The organism is Halosolutus gelatinilyticus, assembly GCF_023028105.1.
Classification (GTDB): Archaea; Halobacteriota; Halobacteria; order Halobacteriales; family Natrialbaceae; genus Halosolutus; species Halosolutus gelatinilyticus.
This window is the reverse complement of the sequence record NZ_CP095491.1, coordinates 1,569,692-1,592,098: the sequence shown is the minus strand read 5'-3', so window position 1 is coordinate 1,592,098 and position 22,407 is coordinate 1,569,692. Positions and strand designations below refer to the sequence as shown.

Genomic DNA, 22,407 nt, shown 5'->3' with positions numbered 1-22,407 from the left:
GCTCAGTCGCCGACGTCGGAGGAGATGCCGTCGCCGCGCTCGTCGCGGGCGGGACCCCGATCGGTGTCACCCTCGACGCGGGCGACGATTCGCTCGGCCGCGAAGACGGTTCCGACGCCGAGCGCGATCCCCGCCACGACGTCGAACGCCCAGTGGATGCCGAGGTACATCGTCGAGAAGACGACGGCGAAACTCACCACCGAGGCGATCGGGAACCACAGGGGGTACGCCCGGCGCGACCGCCACGCGAACAGCAGGACGACGATCGCCAGCGACGTGTGCAGCGAGGGGAACACGTCCGTGTTCGACGAGATCGCCGCCGTCATGTCCTGGGTCTGCGGGTAGACCCGGTACATCAACCCGTCGACGGTGGACAGGTGGTTGCGGGGCCCGTACGCGATAAACAGCGTGTAACAGATCGCGCCGATGAAATAGTTGCCCACGTACGCGACGAGCAGCGCTTTCAGATGCCGCTGGGACGGTAACGCGAAGTAGAGTATCGGGGCCGCCACCAGCAGGAACGGAAACCCGAACATGTACATGACCGAGAAGAATCCCAGCGTCGCCTCCGGGACGATCGCCTGCAGCGTGGCGACGAACTCGCCTTCGGCGGCGTAGAGTTCGTCCGTGATGTTCCAGTCGATCGCCCGCGAAATCCGGACGCTGTACCCGTGGGTCGCGCGTTTCGTCAGGAAGATCAGCGCCGCGAGGCCGAGGTAGGGTGCGGCATCCCGGAGTCGACGACCGCTCTCGTCGACGGTTCGGCGGAGCTGACGCCGATCGATACAGAGGGCGCACGTCATCGTCACGCTGGCGAGGACGGCGAGGGCCGTCAGGGCGACCATGGTTAGCAGAGGCATTCGTTCTCTCCCAGGTTTTCCTAGATACTCCAGCAGGTTCGTATTTATATCTATACACTTAGCGGGAGAAGAAACGCGTCGCGATCCCGGCGCCGGCGATCCGATGCGGACCGGAGATTACCGAAGCGTCAACAGCGCCTCGCCGGCCTCCCGGGCCGCTTCGAGGCACTCCTTCGCGTACCGCGGATCGTCGGTCTCGGCCGCCTCGGCCGCGAACTTCTCCAGGGCCGCGACGAGCGACTTGCGGGCGCCGTCAAGGTCGGCGTTCCGCGATCGGGCCGTCGAGGTCGATGGTCGCGACGGCTCGTCGATCGCGCTCGTACGCGATCGAACCGCCGAATCGCGCCGATCCGTCGACGTCTCGGGTTCCCGATCGGGAACCGTTCGGGACGAACTCGCGATCGAGTCCTCGTCGGGGTCGCCCGCACCCGTTCGTGCGTCCGAATCGGGTTCGGATACCGATTCCGACGACAGGGACGAACCCGCCTGCGTCGGCGTCTCGGATCGATCGTCGGTCGTGGACTCGTCGGCGCGAGCGTCAGCCTCGGCAGCCGTCCTGTCTCCGTCGGCAGCGTCCTCGGCCGCGGCGTCGTCGCTCGGCGTGTCTTCGTCGATCGATCCCTCGGCCGGCCGGGCTTCGAGGTCCGTCCCCTCGACTGCCTCGGCGGTGCCGTGACAGCTGGGACAGAACGTCGTCTCGTTCTCCTGGAAGAGCGGGTCGCCGCAGGTGCCACAGTGCATGTTGGTCATCGTGGCGCCCTTCAGCAGGAGGTCGCTCATCCGCTGGGTGGCCTCCCGATCGGCCTTGTCGCGCTCGTACTTCTTCCGAAGCTTCTCGCGCTCGGCTTCCTTGTCGAAGTCGCTCATGTCCGCCTAGAGGTGACGGATTATCGAAAAAGCTACGAATTAGACGGTGGCGCCGAGGGCCGATCGGAGTCCGCGAACGATCGGTGCCGGCGAGCGATCGGACGCCCGGTCCGAACGCCGATCGCCGCGGCTCACTCGGTTCGACGGTACATCCCCTTCGAAGCGGGTCGGGTTTCCTCGTAGCCAAACCGCTCGTAGAAGTCGTCGACGTCGGCCATGAGATTGACGTACGCCCCCGGCGGCGCCGTCTCCTCGATGTGCGACTTGAGGAGCTCCATGATTCGCGTGCCGAGGCCCCGTCCCTGGTGGTCCGGATGGACCGCCATATCCGAGATCTGATAGACCATTCCATCGTCGCCGACGATCCGACCCATGCCGACGACCTCGTCGGCGGGTTCGTAGACCGCGATCGCACCGTACAGCGAGTTGGGGAGACCGCGTTCGACGCCCTCGGGCGATCGGGCCGTCATCCCGGCGGCGTCGCGCAGCGCGGCGAACGTCTCGGGGTCAGGGAGCCCCTCCCTGAGTATGTACGGATCGGTCCCGTCGTGGCGCTCGCTCATGCCCCAGGCAGGGGTTCGAAGCGAAAAAGCGGTGTCGATCCGAGGCTTCGAGCGCCCTCGCGTCCGTCACTCCCCGCGATCGATCGCCGCCTCGACCGCGTCGACCGCTTCCGCGGGTGTCTCGACGGTATCCACGCCGGGAACTTCGTGGGTACCGAGGCCGACGATCGGCCGATCGTAGATCCCCGCGAACCCGATCTCGGTGAGCGTGCCGTGACCGCCGGCCAGCGCGATGACCGCGTCGCCGTTCATCGGCACCAGCGCGTTCCTGGCGTGACCGAGGCCGGTCGCGATCGCCGTGTCAACGTAGTCGTTGGCCTCGTCGCGGGATTCGTCGGGGAGGATGCCAATCGTCGTTCCACCTTCGGCTTTCGCTCCGCGACAGACCGCCGCCATCGTCCCGCCGCGGCCGCCGCAGACGACCGCGTGGCCGCGTGCGCCGAGTTCGCGGCCGATCGCGGCCGCGAGGTCGGTTTCCTCGTCCGTGATCATCCCGCCGCCGACGACGCTGACGCGAAGGCTCATGGTCGAGGCGGCGCGTCGAATCCCCTTGATCGGTTCGGTCCGTCGAACGCGTTTGGTCGCGTCGATCGAGCGAACCGATTCGAGAGGACGAGGAAAACGATTCGACAATCGACGTATCATCTATCGTCATTCTCGCGCAAGCGTACCGAATTCGACGGATTTAACGCCCGGCACGGTACAGATTCACGTGGTATGACGAAAGTTAGCGTGGTCGGCGCGGCCGGAACGGTCGGAGCCGCCGCAGGCTACAACATCGCGCTTCGAGATATCGCGGACGAACTCGTCTTCGTAGACATCCCGGACAAGGAAGACGACACGATCGGACAGGCCGCCGACGCGAACCACGGCGCGGCCTACGACTCGAACACGACGATCCGCCAGGGCGGCTACGAGGACACCGCCGGATCGGACGTCGTCGTCATCACGGCGGGCATTCCGCGTCAGCCGGGTCAGACCCGGATCGACCTCGCGGGCGACAACGCGCCGATCATGGAGGACATCGGTTCCTCGCTCGCGGAGCACAACGACGACTTCATCACCGTCACCACGTCGAACCCGGTCGACCTGTTGAACCGCCACCTCTACGAGGCTGGCGATCGCGCACGCGAGAAGGTGATCGGCTTCGGCGGCCGCCTCGACTCCGCCCGGTTCCGCTACGTCATCTCCCAGCGTTACGACGCGCCGGTGCAGAACGTCGAGGCGACCATCCTCGGCGAGCACGGCGACGCCCAGGTTCCCGTCTTCTCGAAGGTTCGCGTGAACGGTCGGGATCTGGAGTTCGCGGGCGACGAGAAGGAGGAACTGCTCTCCGAACTCCAGACCTCGGCGATGAACGTCATCGAGAAGAAAGGCGCCACGGAGTGGGGTCCGGCGACCGGCGTCGGCCACATCGTCGAGGCGATCCTCCGCGATACCGGCGAGGTGCTGCCCTGCAGCGTCAAACTCGACGGCGAGTACGGCCACGAGGACACCGCGTTCGGCGTCCCCGTCAAACTGGGCGCGAACGGCGTCGAGGAGGTCGTCGAGTGGGACCTCACCGAGTTCGAGCGCAACCAGCTCGGCGAGGCCGCCGAGAAGCTCTCCGAACAGTACGAGAAGATCTCGTAAGCGCCGACCGTCGCGATCGGACCGATCCCGCGTTTTTTGCATCCAGTACGCGGCGAGCCAGCTACCGCTTTCGAACCCGCAGCTCGACGGGGCCGGGGTCGAGCGAAATCTTGACCGTCGGGTCGATCGATTCGGTGACGCGCTCGAACGCGACGCGCCGGGTCATCGCGGCGAGCGACAGCTTCAGTTCGGTCATTGCGAAACGCATGCCGAGACAGTGACGCGGTCCGCCGCCGAACGGGAAGTAGGCGTACTCGGGCCGGTCACCGCCGTCGGCGATCGATCCGTCGGCGTCGAGCCAGCGCTCGGGACGAAACGAGCCGGGGTCGGTCCACCAGCGATCGTCGCGGTGAATGCTGGACATGGCAAGTTGAACGGTCGTTCCGGGCTCGATCCGGTAGCCGCCGAGCGTACACGCCGCGTGCGGTTCGCGGTGCACGAACGGAAACGGCGGGTAGAGGCGCATCGCTTCGCGACAGGCGGCCTCCGCGACGGAGAGGTCGGGGAGCTCCGCAGCCGTCGGATCGCGATCGCCGCAGACGGCCTCGACGTCGCGATCGAGATCGCGCCGCGCGTCCTCGTCGCCGGCGAGAAGCCACCACGTATAGGTGAGCGCGGTCGCGGTCGTCTCGTGGCCGGCGAGCAGGAACGTGAGCAGCTGATCGCGGATCTCCTCGGGGGAGAGTCGCGACCCGTCCGGATACTCGGCGGTCGCGAGGATCGACAGCAGGTCGTCGCCGTCGGCACCGGAGCGGCGCCGCTCCGCCACCAGGTCGTCGACGAGGTCGCTCACGTCGGCCGTCGCGCGATCGAACTCGCGTTTGGTCCGACTCGGAAGCCACGCGGGGAGCACGGCGCGAGCGCCGAAGAGTTCGGCGTCGATGTAGCGTCTCATAGCGTCGGTCCACGCCCGAACCAGATCGGCGCGGTCGCCCGCTCGCGGCCGTGGGCCGCTCGCCGTTCCCGAGGAGCGTGGCTCCTCGCCCCCGATCTCCACGTCGAACAGCGATCGGGTGAGCACGCGAAGGGTGAGCGTCGACAGCGCCTCTCGGACGTCGACGACCTCGCCGTCCGCCCAGCCGTCGGCCATCTGCGCGGTTTCGTCGACCACGTCGGCGGCGTACGACCGGACGCGATCCGGCGTGAACGACGACTGGAGCAGGCGACGCTGTCGTCGCCAGCACTCCCCGTCCGCGAAGACCACGCCCTCGATGCCGATGAGGTCGCCGAACTCCCCTTCGAACTCGCCGCGCCAAAATTCGTCGTTCCGGGAGACGAGAACCGCCTCGACGACGGCGGGATCGAAGACGGCGACGAGATCGCGGCCGAACGCCTCGTAGCCGACGATATCGCCGTACTCGCCGATCGAGTCGAGAAAGTCGAGCGGATCCCGAGCGAACGACAGCGTGTTGCCGATCACCGGGAGGCCGCGGGGACCCGGCGGTGATGCTGGGGCGTCGTCCGATCGCGACTCGCCCGCTGGCGAGCGACCCCGATCGGACAACGGAATCGATTCTCCGTCGGTTGTCCGGGTCTCCGTCGGTGTGGTATCGCTCATACACCACGATTCGGCGCGAGACGAGGTGGGTGTTCGTCCGAAGCGGTGAACTTCTTTATAAATAACCCTCGAACGGCCGGTATGCAATCGGCCGATCTCACCGTCGGACTTCCGCCGTCGATGCGCCTGCCGGGGTCCGAAGACGCGACCGAATCCCTCCGGCGCGAGGAACTGCTCTCCTGGGAGACCGATCCCGACGCGGGGACGGTTCGATTCCTCTCGCTGGTCGTCGGGGACGCCGAGGTGCTCGGCGAGATAGCGGACGAGCTCGACGTGATCCACCGGTACGACTTCACGCACGTCGACGACGAGACGTTCTACAGTTACGTCGAAATGGACCTCAGAGCGGCCGACGCCTCGTTCATGGGGACGTTCGACGTCCCGGGACTGGTGATCGTTCCGCCGATCGTCTACACGGGGCGGGACCGCGCTCACGTCACGGTCCTCGGAGAATCCGACGCGATGGCGCGGCTGCTCGATCGGTTCCCGGACGACGTCGAGATCGACGTTCGGCGCGTGAGCGAACACCAGCGGCGATCGGAGACTCTGGCCGGGCGACTCACGGCCCGGCAGTTCGAAGCCCTCGAAACCGCGCGCGAACTTGGCTACTTCGACGTCCCACGAACCGGATCGCTCGCCGCGGTCGCAGACGAGCTCGGCTGTTCCGAGAGCGCCGCCTCGACGCTCCTTCGATCGGCCGAACGCGCGCTGGTCGACGCGGCGATCGCACGCTGAGTCGAGTGCAGAAAAACGCCGACTCGCCGAAAGTCAGGGGATCAACTGCTCGCCATCATCGTCGTAGATCGTGATCGCGTCGACGGGGCAGGTCCGGGCGGCGAACTTCGCATCCAACTCCGCATCCTCGGGCACCTCGCGGACGAAGATGCCGTCCTCGACCTCCTCGCTGTCGTTCAAGACGGCCTTCCCCGCCGCCTTGTCCTTCTCGAACTCGCTCCACTCGGCGACGCACTGGTACATCCCGATGCAGGTGTCGCGGTCGAATTCGACTTTCATGGCTCGAAGTTGGTAGCAGCCGCCTAAAGCAGTGACGGGACTGGGCGCGGGAATCGCCGGGCCGCCGCGCGTCGATGGTGATTCGCCGAACGAACCACGATATTTGATGATGTGTCACACGTTACACGTGACCACATATCATCCAAATTTTATTATCGGCCCGACCGTCGACTCGAGCATGGCGATCGACAGGCGACGCGGTGCCGACCCGCTCGGACGAGCGATGCTCGCGCACCAGCGCGGCGACTTCGAGACGCTGCGTTACCGGGACGGTGCCGACGTGCAGGACGGCAACGTCCGGAAGTTCTACTTCGGGTCGTCCGAGGAGTGGGCCGACGAGACGATCGCGCTCCTCGATCGACTGGCCGATCGCGAACCCGTCCTCGACGTCGGCTGCGGCGCCGGACAGCACGCGCTGTGGTGGCAGGAGCGCGGCGTCGACGTGACCGCGATCGATGCGAGTCCGAACGCGGTCAGGGCGGCCCGCGACCGCGGCGTCGAGGACGTTCACGTGATGGACATGTTCGACCTCGCGGTCGATCGAAGCCGGTTTGGCGCCGTCCACTGCGTCGGCACGCAACTCGGCCTCGGCGCCTCGGTAGCCGGGATCAGCGACCTGCTCGCCGAGTTCGCCCGCGTCACCGACGAGGACGGGATCGCGGTGGTCGACAACTACGATCCGACGCGGCTCGACGAGGAGTTCTTCGGCTACCGGCCGGACCCTCGGGAGGGCGTCGCCCACCGGTGTTTTCACTTCGAGTTCGAAGAGGAACGGGCGGACGAAAGCCGAGTCCGCGAGGTCGGCCCGTCGATGCACTTCCTGCTGTGCTCGCCCGATCGGCTCCGCGAGGCGACGATCGGGACGCCGTGGACGGTGCGATCCGTGGCCCAGCCCGGAGACGGGACGCACTACAAAGCAGTGCTAGACAAGCGCGGTCCCGGAAGCGGACGGGACGAGTAGGAATTCGGAGGTACCCTTTTAGGTCACGTCGTTGAATCTCGGCGGACGAGATGGTCGAACTGTCGTCTGCGAGTCTCATCGGGACGGCGATTCTCACGTGTCTCTTTATGGCGTGGGTGCTGGGTGCGAACAGCAACTCGCCGCCGTTCGCCCCCGCGATCGGGGCTAACGCGATCTCGACGATGCGGGCGGCGTTCGTCATCGGTCTACTCGCGGCGGCAGGGGCGCTCGTGCAGGGCGGCAGTATCTCCAGGACCATCGGGGCAGACCTGATCGACGGCGTGACGATCACGCCCCTCGCTGCAACCGCCGGGCTGCTGACCGCGGCGACGTTCATGGCCGTCGGCATCTACACGCGATACCCCATCCCCGCGGCGTTCGCGACGACGGGCGCGATGGTCGGCGTCGGCCTCTCGCTCGGCGGCGACCCCGCGATTGACACCTACCGGCGACTCGGCACCTTCTGGCTACTGGTCCCGATCATGTCCGGCGGGCTGGCGTACATGACGGCGATCATCCTGCGCCGAGACGACGTCCCCGAAACGATCGGCGTTCCGCTGCTCGCGGGCGCCGTCGGTGCAATCGTCGCCAACGTCAGACTCGGGGTGATCCCGGATCCCGCCGGCCGTGGCACGGTGGCGCGGTTCGTCGCCCGCCAGTTCGGCGGCGGGCCGGAACTAGTGGGCGGGGTCGACCTCGGGACGATCCTCGTGACGATCACCGTCGGCGCCCTGGCTTTCGTCTGGATCCGGATGCGCGTCCTCGACTCCGTCGAGCGGGGCATCCGCTCGTTCCTGCTCGTGCTCGGCAGCATCGTCGCCTTCTCGTCGGGGGGTTCGCAGGTCGGGCTCGCGACCGGCCCGCTCGAGAACCTGTTCCGGACCCGACTCGGCCTGCCGGGAATCGTCCTGCTCGCGATCGGTGCCACCGGCATCCTCGCCGGCGCCTGGATGGCCGCGCCGCGACTCCTGCAGGCGACCTCCCGGGAGTACGCCCAGCTCGGCGTCCGCCGATCGATCGCCGCGCTCGTGCCGGGCTTCGTCATCGCCCAGCTGGCGATCGCGCTCGGAATCCCGATCTCGCTCAACAACATCATCCTCTCCGGCGTCATCGGCGGCGGACTGGCCGCGGGGTCGGCCGGCGTCTCTCGGCGCAAGATCGGGTTCACGATCACCTTCTGGCTGCTGACGCTGGGGAGTTCAGCCGTCGTCGGCTACGGACTCTACCGGGCGCTCGCGCTCGCGATCGGCGGCTGACCCTGGATACCGGCCCGATCGACCGAGAACGGCCGGACTAGCGGTCGTCACTCGAGGACGGTCACGGGACGCGGGATCCGCTCGACGACCGTGGTCGCGACGCTGCGGCCGAGAATCCGTCGCACGATGCTCTTCGAACTAGCGTCGTGTCCGTACATGACGACGTGATCGACGTCGTGGTCGGTCGCGTACCGCGGCAGGATCGTTCCCGGTCGCCCCGCAGCAGTCTCGATCAGGACCCGATCGTCCGGCGACTGATCGTCGACCCCCTCCACGAGCCGGATCGCGCGCTCGCGGGCCGCCGCCGCTCGCTGCTCGTCGCGCTCGAGCACGCCACCCTCGCTCAACGGTGCATCCAGCGGCGTGACCACCGCGAGCACGATTACGTCGGCGTCGGGAAACGTCTCGAGGGCGTACGCGAGGGCCTCGACCTCACGTGGGCGGCCGAGCGTGGGGACGAGAACGTGGTCGGGATCCGAGGCGACCATACGTCGTCTTCGATCGCCGACTCCATCGGTCTATCGGCGCACACGCCCAGTCGCTCGATCGGCCCGCGGCTTGGAGGGCGTAACGAACCGGTACATTGACAGATCGTACCGCGCGTACACCCCGGTGTGCGCTCGGCGTGGAAGCGATCGCAGTCGGCGTTCGTCGGCGTCGTCGTCGCGAACCTCGCGTCGGTGGGCGCGATCTGGTGGTACGGCTGGCAGGCCCACGCCCTCCTGATCGTCTACTGGCTGGAAACCGGCGTCGTCGGAGCGGTCTACGTGGCGAAGATCCTCCGGACCGAGGGAGTCGACGATCCCGAGGACGTTCGGTCACGGACGAAGATCCACGGCGAGCCGCCCCGATCGTACGTCGGACGGTCGAACCGGACGATCGCAAACGCCCTCGTCCTGAACTACACAGGGTTCTGGCTCTTCATGGGCGCGTTTATCCTCGTCGTCCCCTTCGCCGAAGAGGCGGTGCTGGAGCCGACGAGCCCGGACGTCGTCGCCCTCGCCGCTGTCGGGCTCGTCGGCTACCACGCCTTCTCGTACTGGTACGAGTACGTCGGCTTCCGGGAGTACGAACGACGGGGCCCGGTGTCGTTGCTGGTCGAACCAGCGCCTCGGTTCTGGGCGCTCTCGCTGGCACTCTTTTTCGGCCTGGGTGTGGCCTCGTTCGCCCGAGACCCGATGGGTGCGATCGTCGCGCTGGCATTCTTCAAGACCTGCGCCGATCTGCTGATCCACAGACGGGAGCGCAAACGCGCCTCGGCATAACCGTCCCCGACGCTCGGCACCGATCCGTCGGCACCGGTCGTAGTACGTCCGGCGTGCGATCGGCGCGAGCGACGGACGTTCGAACGCGCCGAGACGACAGTTTAAACCGCGGGACGCGCCAACTGCGGGTAATGAATATCGAGGAGCTGTCGGGGCTCCCGCCCGGCGCGATCGAGCACTTCGAGCGCGAGGGGATCGAGGAGCTCTACCCGCCCCAGGCCGAGGCGGTCGAGGACGGCGCGACCGACGGCGAGAACCTGGTCGCCGCGGTCCCCACCGCTAGCGGCAAGACCATGATCGCCGCGCTCGCGATGCTGTCGGCGATCGAACGCGGCGGGAAGGCGCTGTATATCGTCCCCCTTCGCGCGCTCGCCAGCGAGAAAAAGGCCGAGTTCGAGGCCTACGAGGAGTTTGGCGTCACGGTCGGCGTCACGACCGGCAACTACGAGAGCACCAGCGACTGGCTCGCGACGAAGGACATCATCGTGGCGACCAGCGAGAAGGTCGACTCGCTCGTGCGCAACGGCGCCGACTGGCTCTCGGATCTCACCTGCGTCGTCAGCGACGAGGTTCACCTGATCGACGACCCGAACCGGGGACCGACGCTGGAAGTCACGCTCGCCAAGTTGCGCCAGTTGAACCCCGAACTGCAGGTCGTTGCGCTCTCGGCGACGGTCGGCAACGCCGGCGAGATCGCCGACTGGCTCGACGCCGAACTCGTGGACACGGACTGGCGACCGATCGACCTCCGGATGGGCGTCCACTACGGGAACGCGCTGCACTTCGACGACGGCACGACCCGCGAGGTCCCCGTCGAGGGATCGGAGAAGCAGGAGTCCGCGCTCGTCCGCGACATCCTCCAGGAGGGCGGCTCCTCGCTCGTGTTCGTCAACTCCCGGCGGAACGCCGAGGCGACGGCGCGGCGACTGGGGCAGGTGTCGAGCCGCGAACTGACCGGCGGGGAACGCAACGACCTCGCCGAACTCGCCGCGGACATTCGGGCGGTCAGCGACACGGAGACGAGCGAGGACCTTGCGGCCTGCATCGAGCGCGGCTCCGCGTTCCACCACGCCGGCCTGGCGAGCGAGCACCGATCGCTCGTCGAGGACGCCTTCCGCGAACGCCTGCTGAAGGTGATCGCCGCCACCCCGACGCTCGCGGCGGGAGTGAACACCCCGGCCCGGCGCGTGATCGTCCGCGACTGGCGACGCTTCGACCCGACCGCGGGCGGGATGGCCCCGCTCGACGTCCTCGAAGTCCACCAGATGATGGGACGAGCGGGACGGCCCGGCCTCGACCCCTACGGCGAGGCCGTCCTGCTCGCGAAGAGCCACGACGACCACGAGGACCTGTTCGATCGCTACGTCTGGGCCGACGCCGAACCCGTCCGGTCGAAACTCGCCGCCGAACCCGCCCTGCGGACCCACGTGCTCGCGACGATCGCCTCCGGGTTCGCCCGCACCCGCGAGGGGCTGCTCGAGTTCCTCGAGGAGACCCTTTACGCGAGCCAGTCGACCGAACCGGGGCGGCTCGAGCGCGTGACCGACGGCGTCCTGCAGTACCTCGAATCGAACGACTTCATCGAGCGCGACGCGGGCGACGCGGGCGGCGACGGCGCGTTCACCTCCGCGGCCGAGATGGCCGAAGGGGGGACGACCGATCTGGAGGCGACCAGCCTGGGCCACACCGTCTCCCGACTCTACCTCGATCCGATGAGCGCCGCCGAGATCGTCCACGGCCTCGAAGACGCCGACGAGCGTCCGACCGCGCTCGGGTGCTACCAGCTCGTCTCGCGCACGCCGGACATGTACCAGCTGTACCTGCGATCGGGCGAGGACGAGAAGTACGGCGAACTCTACTACGAGCGCGAAGACGAACTGCTGGGCGACGCCCCGAGCGAGTTCGAGGACAACCGGTTCGAGGACTGGCTCGCCGCGCTCAAGACGGGGAAGCTCCTCGAGGACTGGGCGACCGAACTGGACGAGGATACGATCACGGAGCGGTACAAGATCGGTCCCGGCGACCTCCGCGGGAAGGTCGACACCGCCGAGTGGCTGCTCGGCGCGGCCGAATCGCTCGCGAACGAGATCGGCAGCGAGTGGACCGTTGCCGTCCGCGAGGCGCGGGCGCGGGTCGAACACGGCGTGGACGAGGAGTTGCTCGAACTCGTCTCGGTCAGCGGCGTGGGCCGCAAGCGCGCCCGACGGCTGTACGCGGTCGGCATCGAGGAGCCCGCCGATCTGCGGACCGCGGACAAGGGCGTGATCCTCGGCGCGCTCAAGGGCAAGAAGACGGCCGAGACGATCCTCGAGAACGTCGGCCGCGAGGATCCGTCGATGGACGACGTCGAACCGAGCGATTCGCCGGCGGTGGACGCGTCGACGGACGCGGCGAGTTCGAGCACCGACGGCGGGAACGGCGACGACGGGGCGACGAACGCCGCGGCGGACGAGAGCCAGTCCAGCCTGGGTGACTTCTGATGGAGCTGCTCGAATGCCGACTCGAAATCGACGGCCTCGACTCGTTCGTGCGCGACCTCGGCGCGATCGGCGATCGTCGCGGAGTGACGGTACAGGCGTTCGACGCGCGATACGTCGCCGATCGGCGCCACCTCGAGCGGGCGGTCGACCTCGCCGATCGAGCGATCGTCCGGGGCGAGAACGTCGCCCGCGACCGCGCGGTCGAGATCCTGCTGTACGCCGCCGGCCGCCGGCAGATCGATCGGGCGCTCGAGATGGGCGTCACCGAGGGACCGAATCGAGCGGTGATCCTCGTCGACGCCGACGCTGCCGACGGAGAGGGAGACGCCGGCGCGAACGAGGCGGCCGCGCTGGAAGACCTCGAAGCCCTGGACGCGGTCGTCGGAACCGAACCGACGATCGAGGGCGACCACGCGGAGACGCTGCGTGACTTCTTCGACGTCACCGACGCCGAACGGGCGGCGACCGACGCGACGCTCGCGACGCTCGTCCGGGAGCGGGTCGCCTTGCTCGAGGTCGAGAAGTGAGCCGCGAGCGCCGATCGTCGCGGAGGCTCGCGCGTTTGGAGACCGCAACTGGAGCGATCACCGGTAGCCCAGTTGCCGTAACCGCTCTTCAACGCGGACGCCGGACGCGTCCGAGGTTTCGCCCGCCCGGACCACCTTTCGCTCACCGTCGATCACCGCCCAGGGAACGACGACCAGCTCCGGGAATCGAAGCCGGGCTTTGTGCGCGTAGAGGCCGAGCGAGCGCTTGAGCCCCGTCGAGTACAGTCGACCGTGATCAGCCGTGAGAACCGTTTTACCGGGAAGCGCTTCGGCTAGCTCGAGGGCGGAGGAGAGCCCGTATTCGAGATTCTCGGCGTACGCCCGCCAGTGTGCGTCCTCGTTCTCGGAGGGGTCCTCGACGTCGCTCCCGACGAAGGGGCCGTGTGGCTGCATGAAGTGGACGATGAGCCGTTTGTTCGGATACTCCTCGTTCGCCGCGATCGCGGCGTCGACGACGGTTTCGGGGAGGACGACGCCGGCCTCGTCGTCGAACCCGTCCTCCCAGAGTTCGACGATATCGTGAAAACAATCGCCGGCGACGAGCGACGTGTGTGGGTTCGCAGACACGTACACCGTGTCTCCGAACGTCCGCCCCTGGAAGTTGCGCCGCGTCCACTCGCTGGAGTGGCTCCCGAGGCTCACGACGCGCCGGTACTCGTCGAACGTCTCGAGGTCGGCGACCGACTCGAAGAAGTCCGCGCGACAGGCGTCGAGCACGACGAGCGCGTCCCAGTCCTCGTCCATGACGCGAACTGCCTCGTCGTATCCCGGATACGCGGGATGGAGCCTGGTCAGCGTGCCGACCACGTACGGTACGAAGACGCGGTTTCGCCACCAGTCGATCGAGTCGTAGTTCTCGCGCACTTCAGCGACCGCCCGCCGTATCCCCGGCGCCATATCCCACGCTCACCACCGGCGACCACATCAATAGTAGGGATCGGCCGCGTTTCGTGCGACGGAACGGCGGCCGCCGGGTCCGGGTTCGCCGCAGGGGGTTTTTATCGGAGCGCGGTGTGCCATAAGGTGCCACTATGCAAGCAGCCCGGCTCCACGAGTACACCGACGAGATGAGCGAGGCGCTGCAGATCGAGGACGTCGATCAGCCCGAAATCGATCGCTCCGACGGCGTCATCATCGACGTCGAGGGCGCGGGATGGTGCCAGACGGACAACCACATCATCGAGGGGATGTGGGAGGCGTACGCGCCCCAAGACCTGCCGATGACGCTCGGCCACGAGAACGCCGGCGTCGTCACCGAGGTCGGCGAGGAGGTGACGCTGGTCGAGGAGGGCGATCCGGTGATCTGTCACCCCGTTCAAACTTGCGGCATCTGCCGCCCCTGTCGGCTCGGCGAGGACATGTACTGCGAGAACAGCGCGTTCAACGGCCTCACCACCGACGGCGGTTTCGCCGAGTACCTGCGGACGAACGAGCGCGCGGTGATCCCGCTTCCGGACGGCGTCGATCCGACCGAGATCGCCCCGCACGCCGACGCCGGGATCACGGCCTACCACGCGGCGAAGAAGGCCGTCCGGGAACTGAACCCCGGCGACACGTGCGTCCTCATCGGCATCGGCGGCCTCGGTCACATCGGCCTCCAGTGCGTCGACGCGATGAGCGCCGCGGACGTCGTCGCCGTCGACATCAAGGACGAGGCGCTCGAGTTGGCCGAAGAACTCGGCGCGCGGCACACGATCAACTCGGCGGACGAGGACCTCGAGTCCGTCCTCGGCGACCTGACCGACGACGAGGGCGCCCAGCAGGTGCTCGACTTCGTCGGGGGCGACGAAACGACGGGCATGGCTCCCGACATCGTCGCCGCCGGGGGCGACCACCACGTCATCGGCTACGGCGGCCACATCCACGAACCCTGCCAGGCGCTGGTCAACGGCGAATTCTCGTTCAAGGGGACCCTCGTGGGCAAGTACGCCGAACTCCAGGAACTCGTCGCCCTCGTCGATCGGGGCGACGTGGAGTTGCACACCGAACGGTACGATCTGGACGAGATCAACACCGTCGCGGAACGGCTCGAAAATCGGGAGATCGAAGGCCGGGCGGTCGTGTTGCCGCCCTGATCGCCCGACGATCGCCACCGATCGCGCGTCGGATGCCGCACTGACGCCGTAGTCCGTCACCACGCTCTTGTGCACGCCCGTCGAATCCCGGCTATGGCGTCGCTCGAAGACCCGCTGGAGATCGGCGGGCTCACGGTCCCCAACCGGCTCTACCGCGCGCCGCTGCTCGAGTGCGCGGGCAACGGTCCCGACGCGGTCGACGTGCTGATCGACGACCTCGAACCCGCCGCCGAGTCCGGCGTCGGCCTCATCTGCCAGGGGGCGACGATCGTCCGCGGCGAGGGCGGCTGCGCCGCGCCGGGGATGACCCGCGTCCACGATCCCGCGTTCGTCTCGCGGCTGTCGCGGCTGACCGATCGCATCCACGATCACGGCGGTCGGATCTTCGTCCAGTTAGAGCACGGCGGCCTCCGGAGCATGGAGACCTGGCACGCCGAGTACCGGCGGGAGCACCCGGACCTCGAGCAACTCGCCGTGTCGAAACCGCCCTGGCAGTTGCGGGCGCTCGATCGCGTCGGCTTCCTCTCGTACGATCCGCACGTCATGCCGACCGACGAGGTGTACGACCTCGCGGCCGACTTCGGGCGAGCGGCCGCCGCCGCCGTCGAAGCGGGCTACGACGGCATCCACCTTGCGGGCGCGAATATGGGCATCGTCCAGCAGTTCCTCTCGCCGTTCTACAACCGGCGCGATGACGAGTTCGGCGGCGGACCCGAGGCGCGACTCGAGTTTCTGGCGCTCGTCCACGACGAGATCCGCGATCGAGCCGGCGACGTCCCGCTGATGACCAAGATCCCCGCGGAGACGCCCGCGCCGCCCGCGCCCATCGTCGATCGAAAACTCTCGCTCGATGACGGCGTCGAGATCGCCCGGCGACTCGAACAGATCGGCTACGACGCAGTCGTCCCCGTCCAAACCTCCGTGGTCTGGGACATGAGCATCGTCCGGGGCGAGTACCCCGATCGGGCCTGGGAGAACGAGGCGCTGCAGGAGGAGTACGACGCGGCGTTCGGCGGTTCAGTGCGAAAGCGGCTCGTCGCCCTCGGAAATAGGGTCCAGTCGCTGCAGTACGACTTCGAGCCCGCGTGGAACGAGGACTTCTGTCGGCGGGTTCGCGACGAGGTGTCGATTCCTGTCCTCGCGGAGGGCGGCATTCGGGAGCGCGGGCGGATCGATCGGCTACTGGGAGACGGATCCGCGGGCGGGGCCGCCGGAGCCGACTCACAACCCGCCTGCGACGCCGTCGGGATGGCCCGGCCGTTCTACGCCGAACCTCGACTCGGCGCCCGACTGCTTGCGGACGGCGACGAAACCCCGCGCGCGCTCTGCGAGAGCTGTAACAACTGTACCGTGCCGCAGGTGACCGGGGCACCGGGGATCTGTCGAACGCCGGACGTGCTCCGAAAACGGGGCGAACTCGAGCGATCGGGAGCGTACGAGACCTCGGGTTCGTAACGTTGCAGTTCGTGCGCGACCCGTAGCACTCAGGCCGTAACGGTGCCGCTCGTCAACTCTTCGAGCGTTCCCTCTGTCGTATAATCGGGCGCTTCGACCCTGAATCGGGAATCGGTCGAACCCCCGTAGTGGAGCTGCAGCGTGTACGAACCGTCGTCGGCGATCGGCGCTGCTTCGTGCCGCTTCGCGTCGACCTGCTCGAGCATGACCATCTCGCCGGCGTAGGCGGCATCGGACTGGCCCCGAATGGTGTAGGTCGCCCGATCCGCCGAGACGTCCGATCCCTGGAGCGGGTAACCGCGATCGATCCACGCGCCGAACCCTTCGTCGAGCGCGTACACCTCCTTGTACCCGTCGTTGATCAGCGACGCGGCGCGCAACCCGGAGAGGTGGTGCGGACAGCCGCAGTAGGTGACGATCCGTTCGTCCGTGGACCACTCCTCGATCGGATCGTTCGAGCCGCCGTCGGGAGCGGGGCTCAGCGGTGCCCCGGCGATGTGTGCTCGTTCGTACTGCGCGGATTGCCGCGCGTCGGCCACCCGCGTTTCCCGTCGCTGGTACCAGTAGAAGACGTCGTTGATCGGCGCCAGCGGAACCTCGACGCCCTGGAACACCTGCGTTCGGTACGTGCTGGTGTCGATCGATCGCTCTTCGGGTACCGTGTCCGGTTTCGGCCCGTATCCGTCGGCCTCGGTCTCGGTCCCGTCATCGCTGAGACAGCCAGCAACGCTGCCGAGTGTCGCCGCCCCACTGATCGTGAGGAACGTCCGTCGATCCATATATCTCCTCTAGCGCAGGCCGGAAATATGGTTTCTGATACCACGACAATTACGGACGAACCCCTTCGTTTCGACTGGAGATCGATTGCTGTCGCTGGGAAAGCGTTCCAAATGAAATAACGAAAGGAAGTAGTCCATCCTGGATTCGAACCAGGGTCGAAGCCCCCAGAAGGCTTCAGGATTGGCCACTACCCCAATGGACTGACATGTTTCCGTCGGCTCCGAGTACCGACGTCGTATCAGTCTGTAGTGCGTGTCCATATTAGAGTGTTACGAACTCGATCTACCGTGGAGAGACGGACCCATCAGACGGTCAGCATCAGTCTGTCCATCAATTGGTGAATCTATTCAGTCACCATCTACAGTCGCCGGATCACCGTGCTCCAATCGATGGCAGTTCGCACAGAGAACTTGACACCGGTCGATTTCAGCACGAATCCGCTCTTTCGATCGGTCGTCCGAGATCAGTTCGGCGATCGTCGCACGTTTTTCGGTACCGGTGTGATGGAAGTCCAGACATGCCGGATCCGACTCCGAACATCGATCACACCCTGCGTTCCGTTTTCGTTCGTGGACCCATCGACGACGTTCGCGATCAGGAGTGGTGTAGTGTGCTTTCCGGTGGCAATTGGCGCACAATACGTCACACTTATCGATCTCTTCACGGAGCGCATCCTTCCCATAGCCGAAAGTTACCATTCGACCGACGGCCATCGTTTTCGTGGCTGTATCACGATGGTGGAAGTCGAGGCACGAATCAACGTCGAAACCACATCGTGAGCACCCACGTTCCCGTTTTTGGTCATTGAGCCAGGAACGATGCCGATCGCGGCGGCGTAACGATCGTTCGGTATTCCACTCGACGTTTCGATAGTGCCACCGCTGATCGACGGTGAACTCCTCCCAAGACGCCCCCTCGGGGAGTTCGACGTCGTCGGGTTTCGGTCCGACACGAGACCCCGTGGAACGCGACGTATCTAGCCCCGCCGCCTTCTTCGCATCGTTCCAACGGCCGAACGTTCGAATGATCGTCGCTGACGCAGGCGTCAATCCCAGCTCCTCGTACTGCGCCTTCGTCGGCGACTCGCCGAGCCGATCGGCAGCTTCCCGTAACGCCTCGATGCACTCCGCTTCGGTCGTCACACCCTCGTCGGGCCGCGCTATTCCGTATAAACCCTCACCTCGGTAGCGCGCTCGGTTCCGGCGATACCGGCCGCCCGATCGGGAACCGACACCCCTTTTCCCCTCTCTCGCGCAGTCCCGCGTATGTACGTTGGACGCTTCGTCGTCGTTGGCCCCGACGTCGGCGCCTACCGCGTGTCGTCGCGATCGTTCCCGAACCGCCGGATCGTCGATCGGGAGGACGCGCTGACGGTCGGTCCGACCGAGGACGCCCCGGAGACGGACAACCCCTACGTCTCCTACAACTGCCTTCGTGCGGTCGAGACCCCGACCGGCGAAACGGTCGCCTTCGGGAACGGGTCGCAGGTCGACCCGATCGCCGAAAAGCTGGAACTCGGCTACCCGGCCCGCGACGCGCTCGCGGAGTGCCTGCTGGCGCTCGATTACGAGAAGGACGACTACGACACGCCCCGGATCGCGGCGACGATCGACGACGGCGGCGAAGCGCTGATCGCCACCGTTCGGAAAGACGCCCTGCTCGTCGAGACCGTCGACGAACCGACGCTCGTCGCGACCTACGAGTCGAACGCGCCCGAGCCGATCGACTTCGACGCGGAGAGCGCCGCTGCCGCCGCGAGCGAGGCCTACGAGCGCGAGTTCGAGCACGCGGTCTGTGCGGCCGGCGTCATCCGGACCGGCGACGGATTCGAGACGGCGATCGAGAACGGGAACTGATCGGCGATCGAGGAGGACGTTCTTTTAGAACGCCGGACGCGACGGCCGATCGGTCGGGATCGCTCGGGGGCGTCGGTTAGTACGCCCGCAGTCCGGCCTCGATCCGATCGAAGCCCTCGTCGAGGCGATCGAGGGAGTTCGCGAACGACAGTCGCAGGCGTTCCGGGGCCGTCTCGCCGAAGCCGTCGCCGGGGGCGAGCACGACACCGTGCTCTTCCAGCAGGTACGTGGCGACCGAGAGGCTGTCCGCGTCGAGGCCCGGATCGAGGAACGCGTAAAACGCGCCCTCCGGCCGGGGACAGGAGAGGCCGTCGATCTCAGCGACGCGATCGACGACGAGGTCGCGTCGGCGGCGGAAAGCGCGACGCATCTCCTCGAACGGTCCCTTCGGGCCCGTGAGCGCCGCGATCGCGGCGTGCTGAGCCACACTCGAGGCGCAAGCCGTCGTCGCTTCGCGAACTTTCGTCACCTCGTCGACGAGGTGGCCGTCGCCCGCGAGCCAGCCGAGTCGCCAGCCGGTCATCGCGTACGCCTTCGAACAGGAGCCGACGGTCACCACGTGGTCGGGGTGGCCGGTGTGCGCCGCGATCCCCTCGGCCGCGCCGTCGTAGGTGAGCCCGAGGTACACCTCGTCGGCGATCACGTACGCGTCGTGATCGGCGGCGGCCTCGACGACGGCGCGACACGCGGCCGGATCGAAGACGCGACCCGTCGGGTTCGACGGCGTCGTGAGCACGACCGCTCCCGTGTCGTCACCCATCGCGTCGATGACGCGGTCGGCCTCGAGGGCGAACCCGGACTCGGCCGGCATCGGCACCTCGCGGAACGAGCCGTCGGCGAGCAGCGCCTGCGTCTCGTAGTTCGGCCACGTCGGGCCCGGAACGAGGAGTTCCTCGCCGGGAGACACCGTCGCCAGGACGGCCAGGTGGAGCGCTTCCATCCCGCCGACGGTGACGACGATCTCGTCGGGGTCGTATCGGACGCCGAACTCGGCGGCCAGCGTTTCGCTGATCGCGCGTCGACACGCCGGCAGGCCGGCGTTCGAGGTGTAGTGCGTCTCGCCCTCGCGAGCGGCGCGCGCGGCCGCGTCGACGACGTGTTGGGGCGTGTCGAAATCGGGTTCGCCGACCTCGAGTCGAACGAGGTCGCCGTCGTGGCGTTCCGCGAGATCGAACATGACGCGGATGCTCGAGCGGTCCGCCCGGCGGACTCGATCCGTCGGTGTGGACATACGACACACACGTCGATCGGCGCTAAAAGGGATTAGGTGCCGGTAATCGCCGGCCGTCGCAACGGGCGTCGCGAGCGCGGCCAACCTACATACCGCTGGCGCCTGTTAGCCGGGCGTATGAAGGTCGGACTCATCTCGGACGTCCACGGCAATCGCGTCGCCCTCGAGGCCGTCCTCGACGACATGCCGCCGATCGACGGCCTCGTCTGCGCGGGCGACGTCGTCGGCTACAACCCCTGGCCCGCCGCGTGCGTCGACGAACTCCGCGATCGGGACGTGCCGACGGTGATGGGAAACCACGACGCGGCCGTCGTCGAGGGGACCGCGTTCCGATTCAACGAGATGGCGCGGGCGGGCGTCGAACACGCTCGCGAGCACCTCTCGGACGCGCAGCTCCGGTGGCTCGCCGACCTCCCCGAGGAGCGCTACGAGTACGGCGGCCGGCTAAAGATCGTCCACGGCCACCCGGACGATCCGGATCGGTACACGCGGTACACCCGCCCGCACGAGTTCTCGGCCGGATTGCTCGGCGACGAGGACGTGCTCGTGCTGGGACACACGCACGTCCAGCACGTCGAACGATACGGCGAGGGAATCGTGGTCAACCCCGGCAGCGTCGGGCAGCCCCGCGACGGCGATCCGCGCGCGGGCTACGCCGTGGTCGATCTCGACGCGCTGACCGTCGAACCCCGCCGCGTCGAGTACGATATCGAGGCCGTCAAGGCCGCCGTCCACGAGGCCGGCCTTCCGGAACGGATCGGCAGCCGACTCGATCGCGGCAAGTGACGGCGAGCCGGAACGCGACGCCCATCGCCGCGAGACGAATTCTTTTAGGCGATCTGCGAGTAGTGTCGACTATGGTACGCACCGGCCACACCGCGTGCATCGTCCGGAATCGACTCGATCGCGCCGTGGCCGGCTGTTGTCCGTCGGCGGAAGGCGGCTCCTCCGGATTCTTCCACCCCCGAACGACTCGCGCGGGAGCCCCGCGGCCGGCCTCGCACGTCGATCGGACGCCCGCGATCGGGACGGAGAAGCGATGATCCGGCGAGTTCGCGAGGACATCACGGCGATGTGCGAGCGCGATCCGGCCGCGACGGGCCGGCTCGAAGTCCTGTTGGCCTACCCCGGACTCCACGCCGTCTGGGCCCACCGGATCGCCCACCGGCTGTGGAACCGAGAGATCCGCCTCGCCGCGCGGCTGTTCTCGCACGTCGTTCGGTGGCTGACTGGCGTCGAGATCCACCCCGGCGCATCGATCGGCCGTCGGGTAACGATCGACCACGGAATGGGCGTCGTCATCGGCGAAACCGCCGAGGTCGGCGACGACGTGCACATGTACCACGGCGTCACGCTCGGCGGAGCCACGAACGAACCGGTCAAACGCCACCCGACGGTCGAAGACGGCGTCCAGATCGGCGCGAACGCGACGCTACTGGGCGATATCACGATCGGCGAGGAGGCGGTCGTCGGCGCCGGGTCGGTCGTCAGCAGGGACGTCGAGGCCGGGGCGACGGTCGCCGGCGTTCCGGCCGAGAGAGTAGACTGAGCGGCCGACAGGCGTCTTACTGCTGTTCTTCGCTGACCGCGCCGTCCGTACCCGGCGGCGAGCCTTCGGCCCCGACGCCCTCGTCCGTCTCCGCGTCGCTGGCGGACTCGCCGACGGTATCTTCGGTCATCTCCGCGTCGGGATCGGACGTGTAGCCGAGTTCGAACCAGAGTTTGGCGGTGCAGTCGAATTCCTCCTCGTCCAGTTCGGTTTCGCCCTCCCGTTGGTCGAGATAGCCGTTGCAACGGCCGTGTTTGACGACGTTCATGAGCGAGGCGGCGGAGCCGCACTCCGGGCAGTCGATGTAGTAGTTGCCCTCGTCGTTCTGGTGCCAGGAGTCGGGCGTCAGTTCGGTGTAGGCGGCGTCCTCGTTGCGTCGACCCATGTGCGGACAGTGTGCTCCGATGGGGATAACGGACGGCCCGGAGCACGCAACCAAAAGCGCCGTCCGGGAGGG

Annotated in this window: 25 protein-coding genes and 1 tRNA gene; 13 read left to right on the top strand and 13 right to left on the bottom strand. The window is 67.3% G+C overall.

Features of this window, described 5'->3' with window-relative positions; all coding sequences use genetic code 11:
- Nucleotides 1-2: 2 nt before the first annotated feature.
- The 4 genes from MUH00_RS07950 to MUH00_RS07935 all read right to left on the bottom strand — a co-directional run bounded on the left by MUH00_RS07950 (nucleotide 3) and on the right by MUH00_RS07935 (nucleotide 2,815).
- The gene (locus MUH00_RS07950; RefSeq protein WP_247003562.1) at nucleotides 3-860 is read right to left on the bottom strand and encodes a phosphatase PAP2 family protein; all 858 of its coding nucleotides are present in this window, start codon (nucleotides 858-860) and stop codon (nucleotides 3-5) included.
- A gap of 117 nt (nucleotides 861-977) precedes the next feature.
- Nucleotides 978-1,727 carry an Sjogren's syndrome/scleroderma autoantigen 1 family protein gene (locus tag MUH00_RS07945; protein ID WP_247003561.1) on the bottom strand — a complete coding sequence of 250 codons (750 nt, stop codon included), beginning with the start codon at nucleotides 1,725-1,727 and terminating at the stop codon, nucleotides 978-980.
- Between the two features lie 131 nt (nucleotides 1,728-1,858).
- Complete coding sequence (locus MUH00_RS07940) at nucleotides 1,859-2,290, bottom strand: GNAT family N-acetyltransferase (protein ID WP_247003560.1); 432 nt, start codon at nucleotides 2,288-2,290, stop codon at nucleotides 1,859-1,861.
- 66 nt (nucleotides 2,291-2,356) lie between these two features.
- Nucleotides 2,357-2,815, bottom strand: a complete 459-nt coding sequence (locus MUH00_RS07935; protein WP_247003559.1) for a TIGR00725 family protein — start codon at nucleotides 2,813-2,815, stop codon at nucleotides 2,357-2,359.
- Between the two features lie 192 nt (nucleotides 2,816-3,007).
- Here MUH00_RS07935 and mdh point away from each other — a divergent pair, with 192 nt between their 5' ends.
- Nucleotides 3,008-3,922, top strand: coding sequence for a malate dehydrogenase (gene mdh, locus MUH00_RS07930; protein ID WP_247003558.1), 915 nt, complete (start codon nucleotides 3,008-3,010; stop codon nucleotides 3,920-3,922).
- A gap of 61 nt (nucleotides 3,923-3,983) precedes the next feature.
- On the opposite strand, the gene MUH00_RS07925 is transcribed toward mdh, so the two are convergent.
- Complete coding sequence (locus MUH00_RS07925) at nucleotides 3,984-5,480, bottom strand: cytochrome P450 (protein ID WP_247003557.1); 1,497 nt, start codon at nucleotides 5,478-5,480, stop codon at nucleotides 3,984-3,986.
- 81 nt (nucleotides 5,481-5,561) lie between these two features.
- Between MUH00_RS07925 and MUH00_RS07920 the strand changes: the two genes are divergently transcribed.
- Nucleotides 5,562-6,215, top strand: a complete 654-nt coding sequence (locus MUH00_RS07920) for a helix-turn-helix domain-containing protein (protein ID WP_247003556.1) — start codon at nucleotides 5,562-5,564, stop codon at nucleotides 6,213-6,215.
- A 33-nt stretch (nucleotides 6,216-6,248) separates the two neighbouring features.
- Here MUH00_RS07920 and MUH00_RS07915 read toward each other — a convergent pair whose 3' ends face one another.
- Nucleotides 6,249-6,494 (bottom strand): ferredoxin, encoded by a 246-nt coding sequence (locus MUH00_RS07915; RefSeq protein ID WP_247003555.1) that lies wholly within the window; start codon nucleotides 6,492-6,494, stop codon nucleotides 6,249-6,251.
- A 178-nt stretch (nucleotides 6,495-6,672) separates the two neighbouring features.
- Here MUH00_RS07915 and MUH00_RS07910 point away from each other — a divergent pair, with 178 nt between their 5' ends.
- Both MUH00_RS07910 and MUH00_RS07905 read left to right on the top strand, forming a co-directional pair.
- Nucleotides 6,673-7,455, top strand: coding sequence for a class I SAM-dependent methyltransferase (locus MUH00_RS07910; RefSeq protein WP_247003554.1), 783 nt, complete (start codon nucleotides 6,673-6,675; stop codon nucleotides 7,453-7,455).
- Between the two features lie 50 nt (nucleotides 7,456-7,505).
- A complete protein-coding gene (locus MUH00_RS07905) occupies nucleotides 7,506-8,711 on the top strand; it encodes an inorganic phosphate transporter (RefSeq protein WP_247003553.1) in 1,206 nt (401 codons plus the stop codon).
- Between the two features lie 47 nt (nucleotides 8,712-8,758).
- Here the strand turns inward: MUH00_RS07905 and MUH00_RS07900 are convergent, their stop codons facing one another.
- Nucleotides 8,759-9,199: a universal stress protein gene (locus MUH00_RS07900; RefSeq protein ID WP_247003552.1), complete on the bottom strand. Its 441-nt coding sequence runs from the start codon at nucleotides 9,197-9,199 to the stop codon at nucleotides 8,759-8,761.
- 126 nt (nucleotides 9,200-9,325) lie between these two features.
- On the opposite strand from MUH00_RS07900, the gene MUH00_RS07895 reads away from it, so the two are divergent.
- From MUH00_RS07895 to cgi121, 3 genes are all read left to right on the top strand, one after another.
- On the top strand, nucleotides 9,326-9,976 hold the full coding sequence (locus MUH00_RS07895; protein ID WP_247003551.1) for a DUF6498-containing protein: 651 nt from the start codon (nucleotides 9,326-9,328) through the stop codon (nucleotides 9,974-9,976).
- A gap of 131 nt (nucleotides 9,977-10,107) precedes the next feature.
- On the top strand, nucleotides 10,108-12,456 hold the full coding sequence (locus MUH00_RS07890; protein WP_247003550.1) for an ATP-dependent DNA helicase: 2,349 nt from the start codon (nucleotides 10,108-10,110) through the stop codon (nucleotides 12,454-12,456).
- Nucleotides 12,456-12,983 (top strand): KEOPS complex subunit Cgi121, encoded by a 528-nt coding sequence (gene cgi121 / locus MUH00_RS07885; protein WP_247003549.1) that lies wholly within the window; start codon nucleotides 12,456-12,458, stop codon nucleotides 12,981-12,983. Before MUH00_RS07890 ends, cgi121 begins: the two co-directional genes overlap by 1 nt.
- A gap of 57 nt (nucleotides 12,984-13,040) precedes the next feature.
- Here the strand turns inward: cgi121 and MUH00_RS07880 are convergent, their stop codons facing one another.
- The gene (locus MUH00_RS07880; protein ID WP_247003548.1) at nucleotides 13,041-13,901 is read right to left on the bottom strand and encodes a hypothetical protein; all 861 of its coding nucleotides are present in this window, start codon (nucleotides 13,899-13,901) and stop codon (nucleotides 13,041-13,043) included.
- A gap of 134 nt (nucleotides 13,902-14,035) precedes the next feature.
- Here MUH00_RS07880 and MUH00_RS07875 point away from each other — a divergent pair, with 134 nt between their 5' ends.
- Nucleotides 14,036-15,079: an NAD(P)-dependent alcohol dehydrogenase gene (locus MUH00_RS07875; RefSeq protein WP_247003547.1), complete on the top strand. Its 1,044-nt coding sequence runs from the start codon at nucleotides 14,036-14,038 to the stop codon at nucleotides 15,077-15,079.
- A 93-nt stretch (nucleotides 15,080-15,172) separates the two neighbouring features.
- Nucleotides 15,173-16,534: an oxidoreductase gene (locus tag MUH00_RS07870; protein ID WP_247003546.1), complete on the top strand. Its 1,362-nt coding sequence runs from the start codon at nucleotides 15,173-15,175 to the stop codon at nucleotides 16,532-16,534.
- A gap of 29 nt (nucleotides 16,535-16,563) precedes the next feature.
- On the opposite strand, the gene MUH00_RS07865 is transcribed toward MUH00_RS07870, so the two are convergent.
- The 3 genes from MUH00_RS07865 to MUH00_RS07855 all read right to left on the bottom strand — a co-directional run bounded on the left by MUH00_RS07865 (nucleotide 16,564) and on the right by MUH00_RS07855 (nucleotide 18,456).
- Nucleotides 16,564-17,313, bottom strand: coding sequence for a rhodanese-like domain-containing protein (locus tag MUH00_RS07865; protein ID WP_247003545.1), 750 nt, complete (start codon nucleotides 17,311-17,313; stop codon nucleotides 16,564-16,566).
- Between the two features lie 130 nt (nucleotides 17,314-17,443).
- Nucleotides 17,444-17,516 (bottom strand) — tRNA-Gln (locus MUH00_RS07860).
- A gap of 145 nt (nucleotides 17,517-17,661) precedes the next feature.
- Nucleotides 17,662-18,456, bottom strand: coding sequence for a homing endonuclease associated repeat-containing protein (locus MUH00_RS07855; RefSeq protein ID WP_247003544.1), 795 nt, complete (start codon nucleotides 18,454-18,456; stop codon nucleotides 17,662-17,664).
- Between the two features lie 123 nt (nucleotides 18,457-18,579).
- Here MUH00_RS07855 and MUH00_RS07850 point away from each other — a divergent pair, with 123 nt between their 5' ends.
- Nucleotides 18,580-19,170: an IMP cyclohydrolase gene (locus MUH00_RS07850; RefSeq protein WP_247003543.1), complete on the top strand. Its 591-nt coding sequence runs from the start codon at nucleotides 18,580-18,582 to the stop codon at nucleotides 19,168-19,170.
- A 76-nt stretch (nucleotides 19,171-19,246) separates the two neighbouring features.
- Here the strand turns inward: MUH00_RS07850 and MUH00_RS07845 are convergent, their stop codons facing one another.
- Nucleotides 19,247-20,401 carry a pyridoxal phosphate-dependent aminotransferase gene (locus MUH00_RS07845; protein ID WP_247003542.1) on the bottom strand — a complete coding sequence of 385 codons (1,155 nt, stop codon included), beginning with the start codon at nucleotides 20,399-20,401 and terminating at the stop codon, nucleotides 19,247-19,249.
- Nucleotides 20,402-20,518: 117 nt separating this feature from the next.
- On the opposite strand from MUH00_RS07845, the gene MUH00_RS07840 reads away from it, so the two are divergent.
- From MUH00_RS07840 to cysE, 3 genes are all read left to right on the top strand, one after another.
- A complete protein-coding gene (locus tag MUH00_RS07840; protein ID WP_247003541.1) occupies nucleotides 20,519-21,187 on the top strand; it encodes a metallophosphoesterase family protein in 669 nt (222 codons plus the stop codon).
- Between the two features lie 71 nt (nucleotides 21,188-21,258).
- On the top strand, nucleotides 21,259-21,444 hold the full coding sequence (locus MUH00_RS07835; protein WP_247003540.1) for a hypothetical protein: 186 nt from the start codon (nucleotides 21,259-21,261) through the stop codon (nucleotides 21,442-21,444).
- Complete coding sequence (gene cysE, locus MUH00_RS07830; protein ID WP_247003539.1) at nucleotides 21,441-21,950, top strand: serine O-acetyltransferase; 510 nt, start codon at nucleotides 21,441-21,443, stop codon at nucleotides 21,948-21,950. The genes MUH00_RS07835 and cysE overlap by 4 nt, the downstream gene beginning before the upstream one ends.
- Before the next feature lie 16 nt (nucleotides 21,951-21,966).
- Here cysE and MUH00_RS07825 read toward each other — a convergent pair whose 3' ends face one another.
- Nucleotides 21,967-22,335: a hypothetical protein gene (locus tag MUH00_RS07825; RefSeq protein ID WP_247003538.1), complete on the bottom strand. Its 369-nt coding sequence runs from the start codon at nucleotides 22,333-22,335 to the stop codon at nucleotides 21,967-21,969.
- Nucleotides 22,336-22,407: the final 72 nt, after the last annotated feature.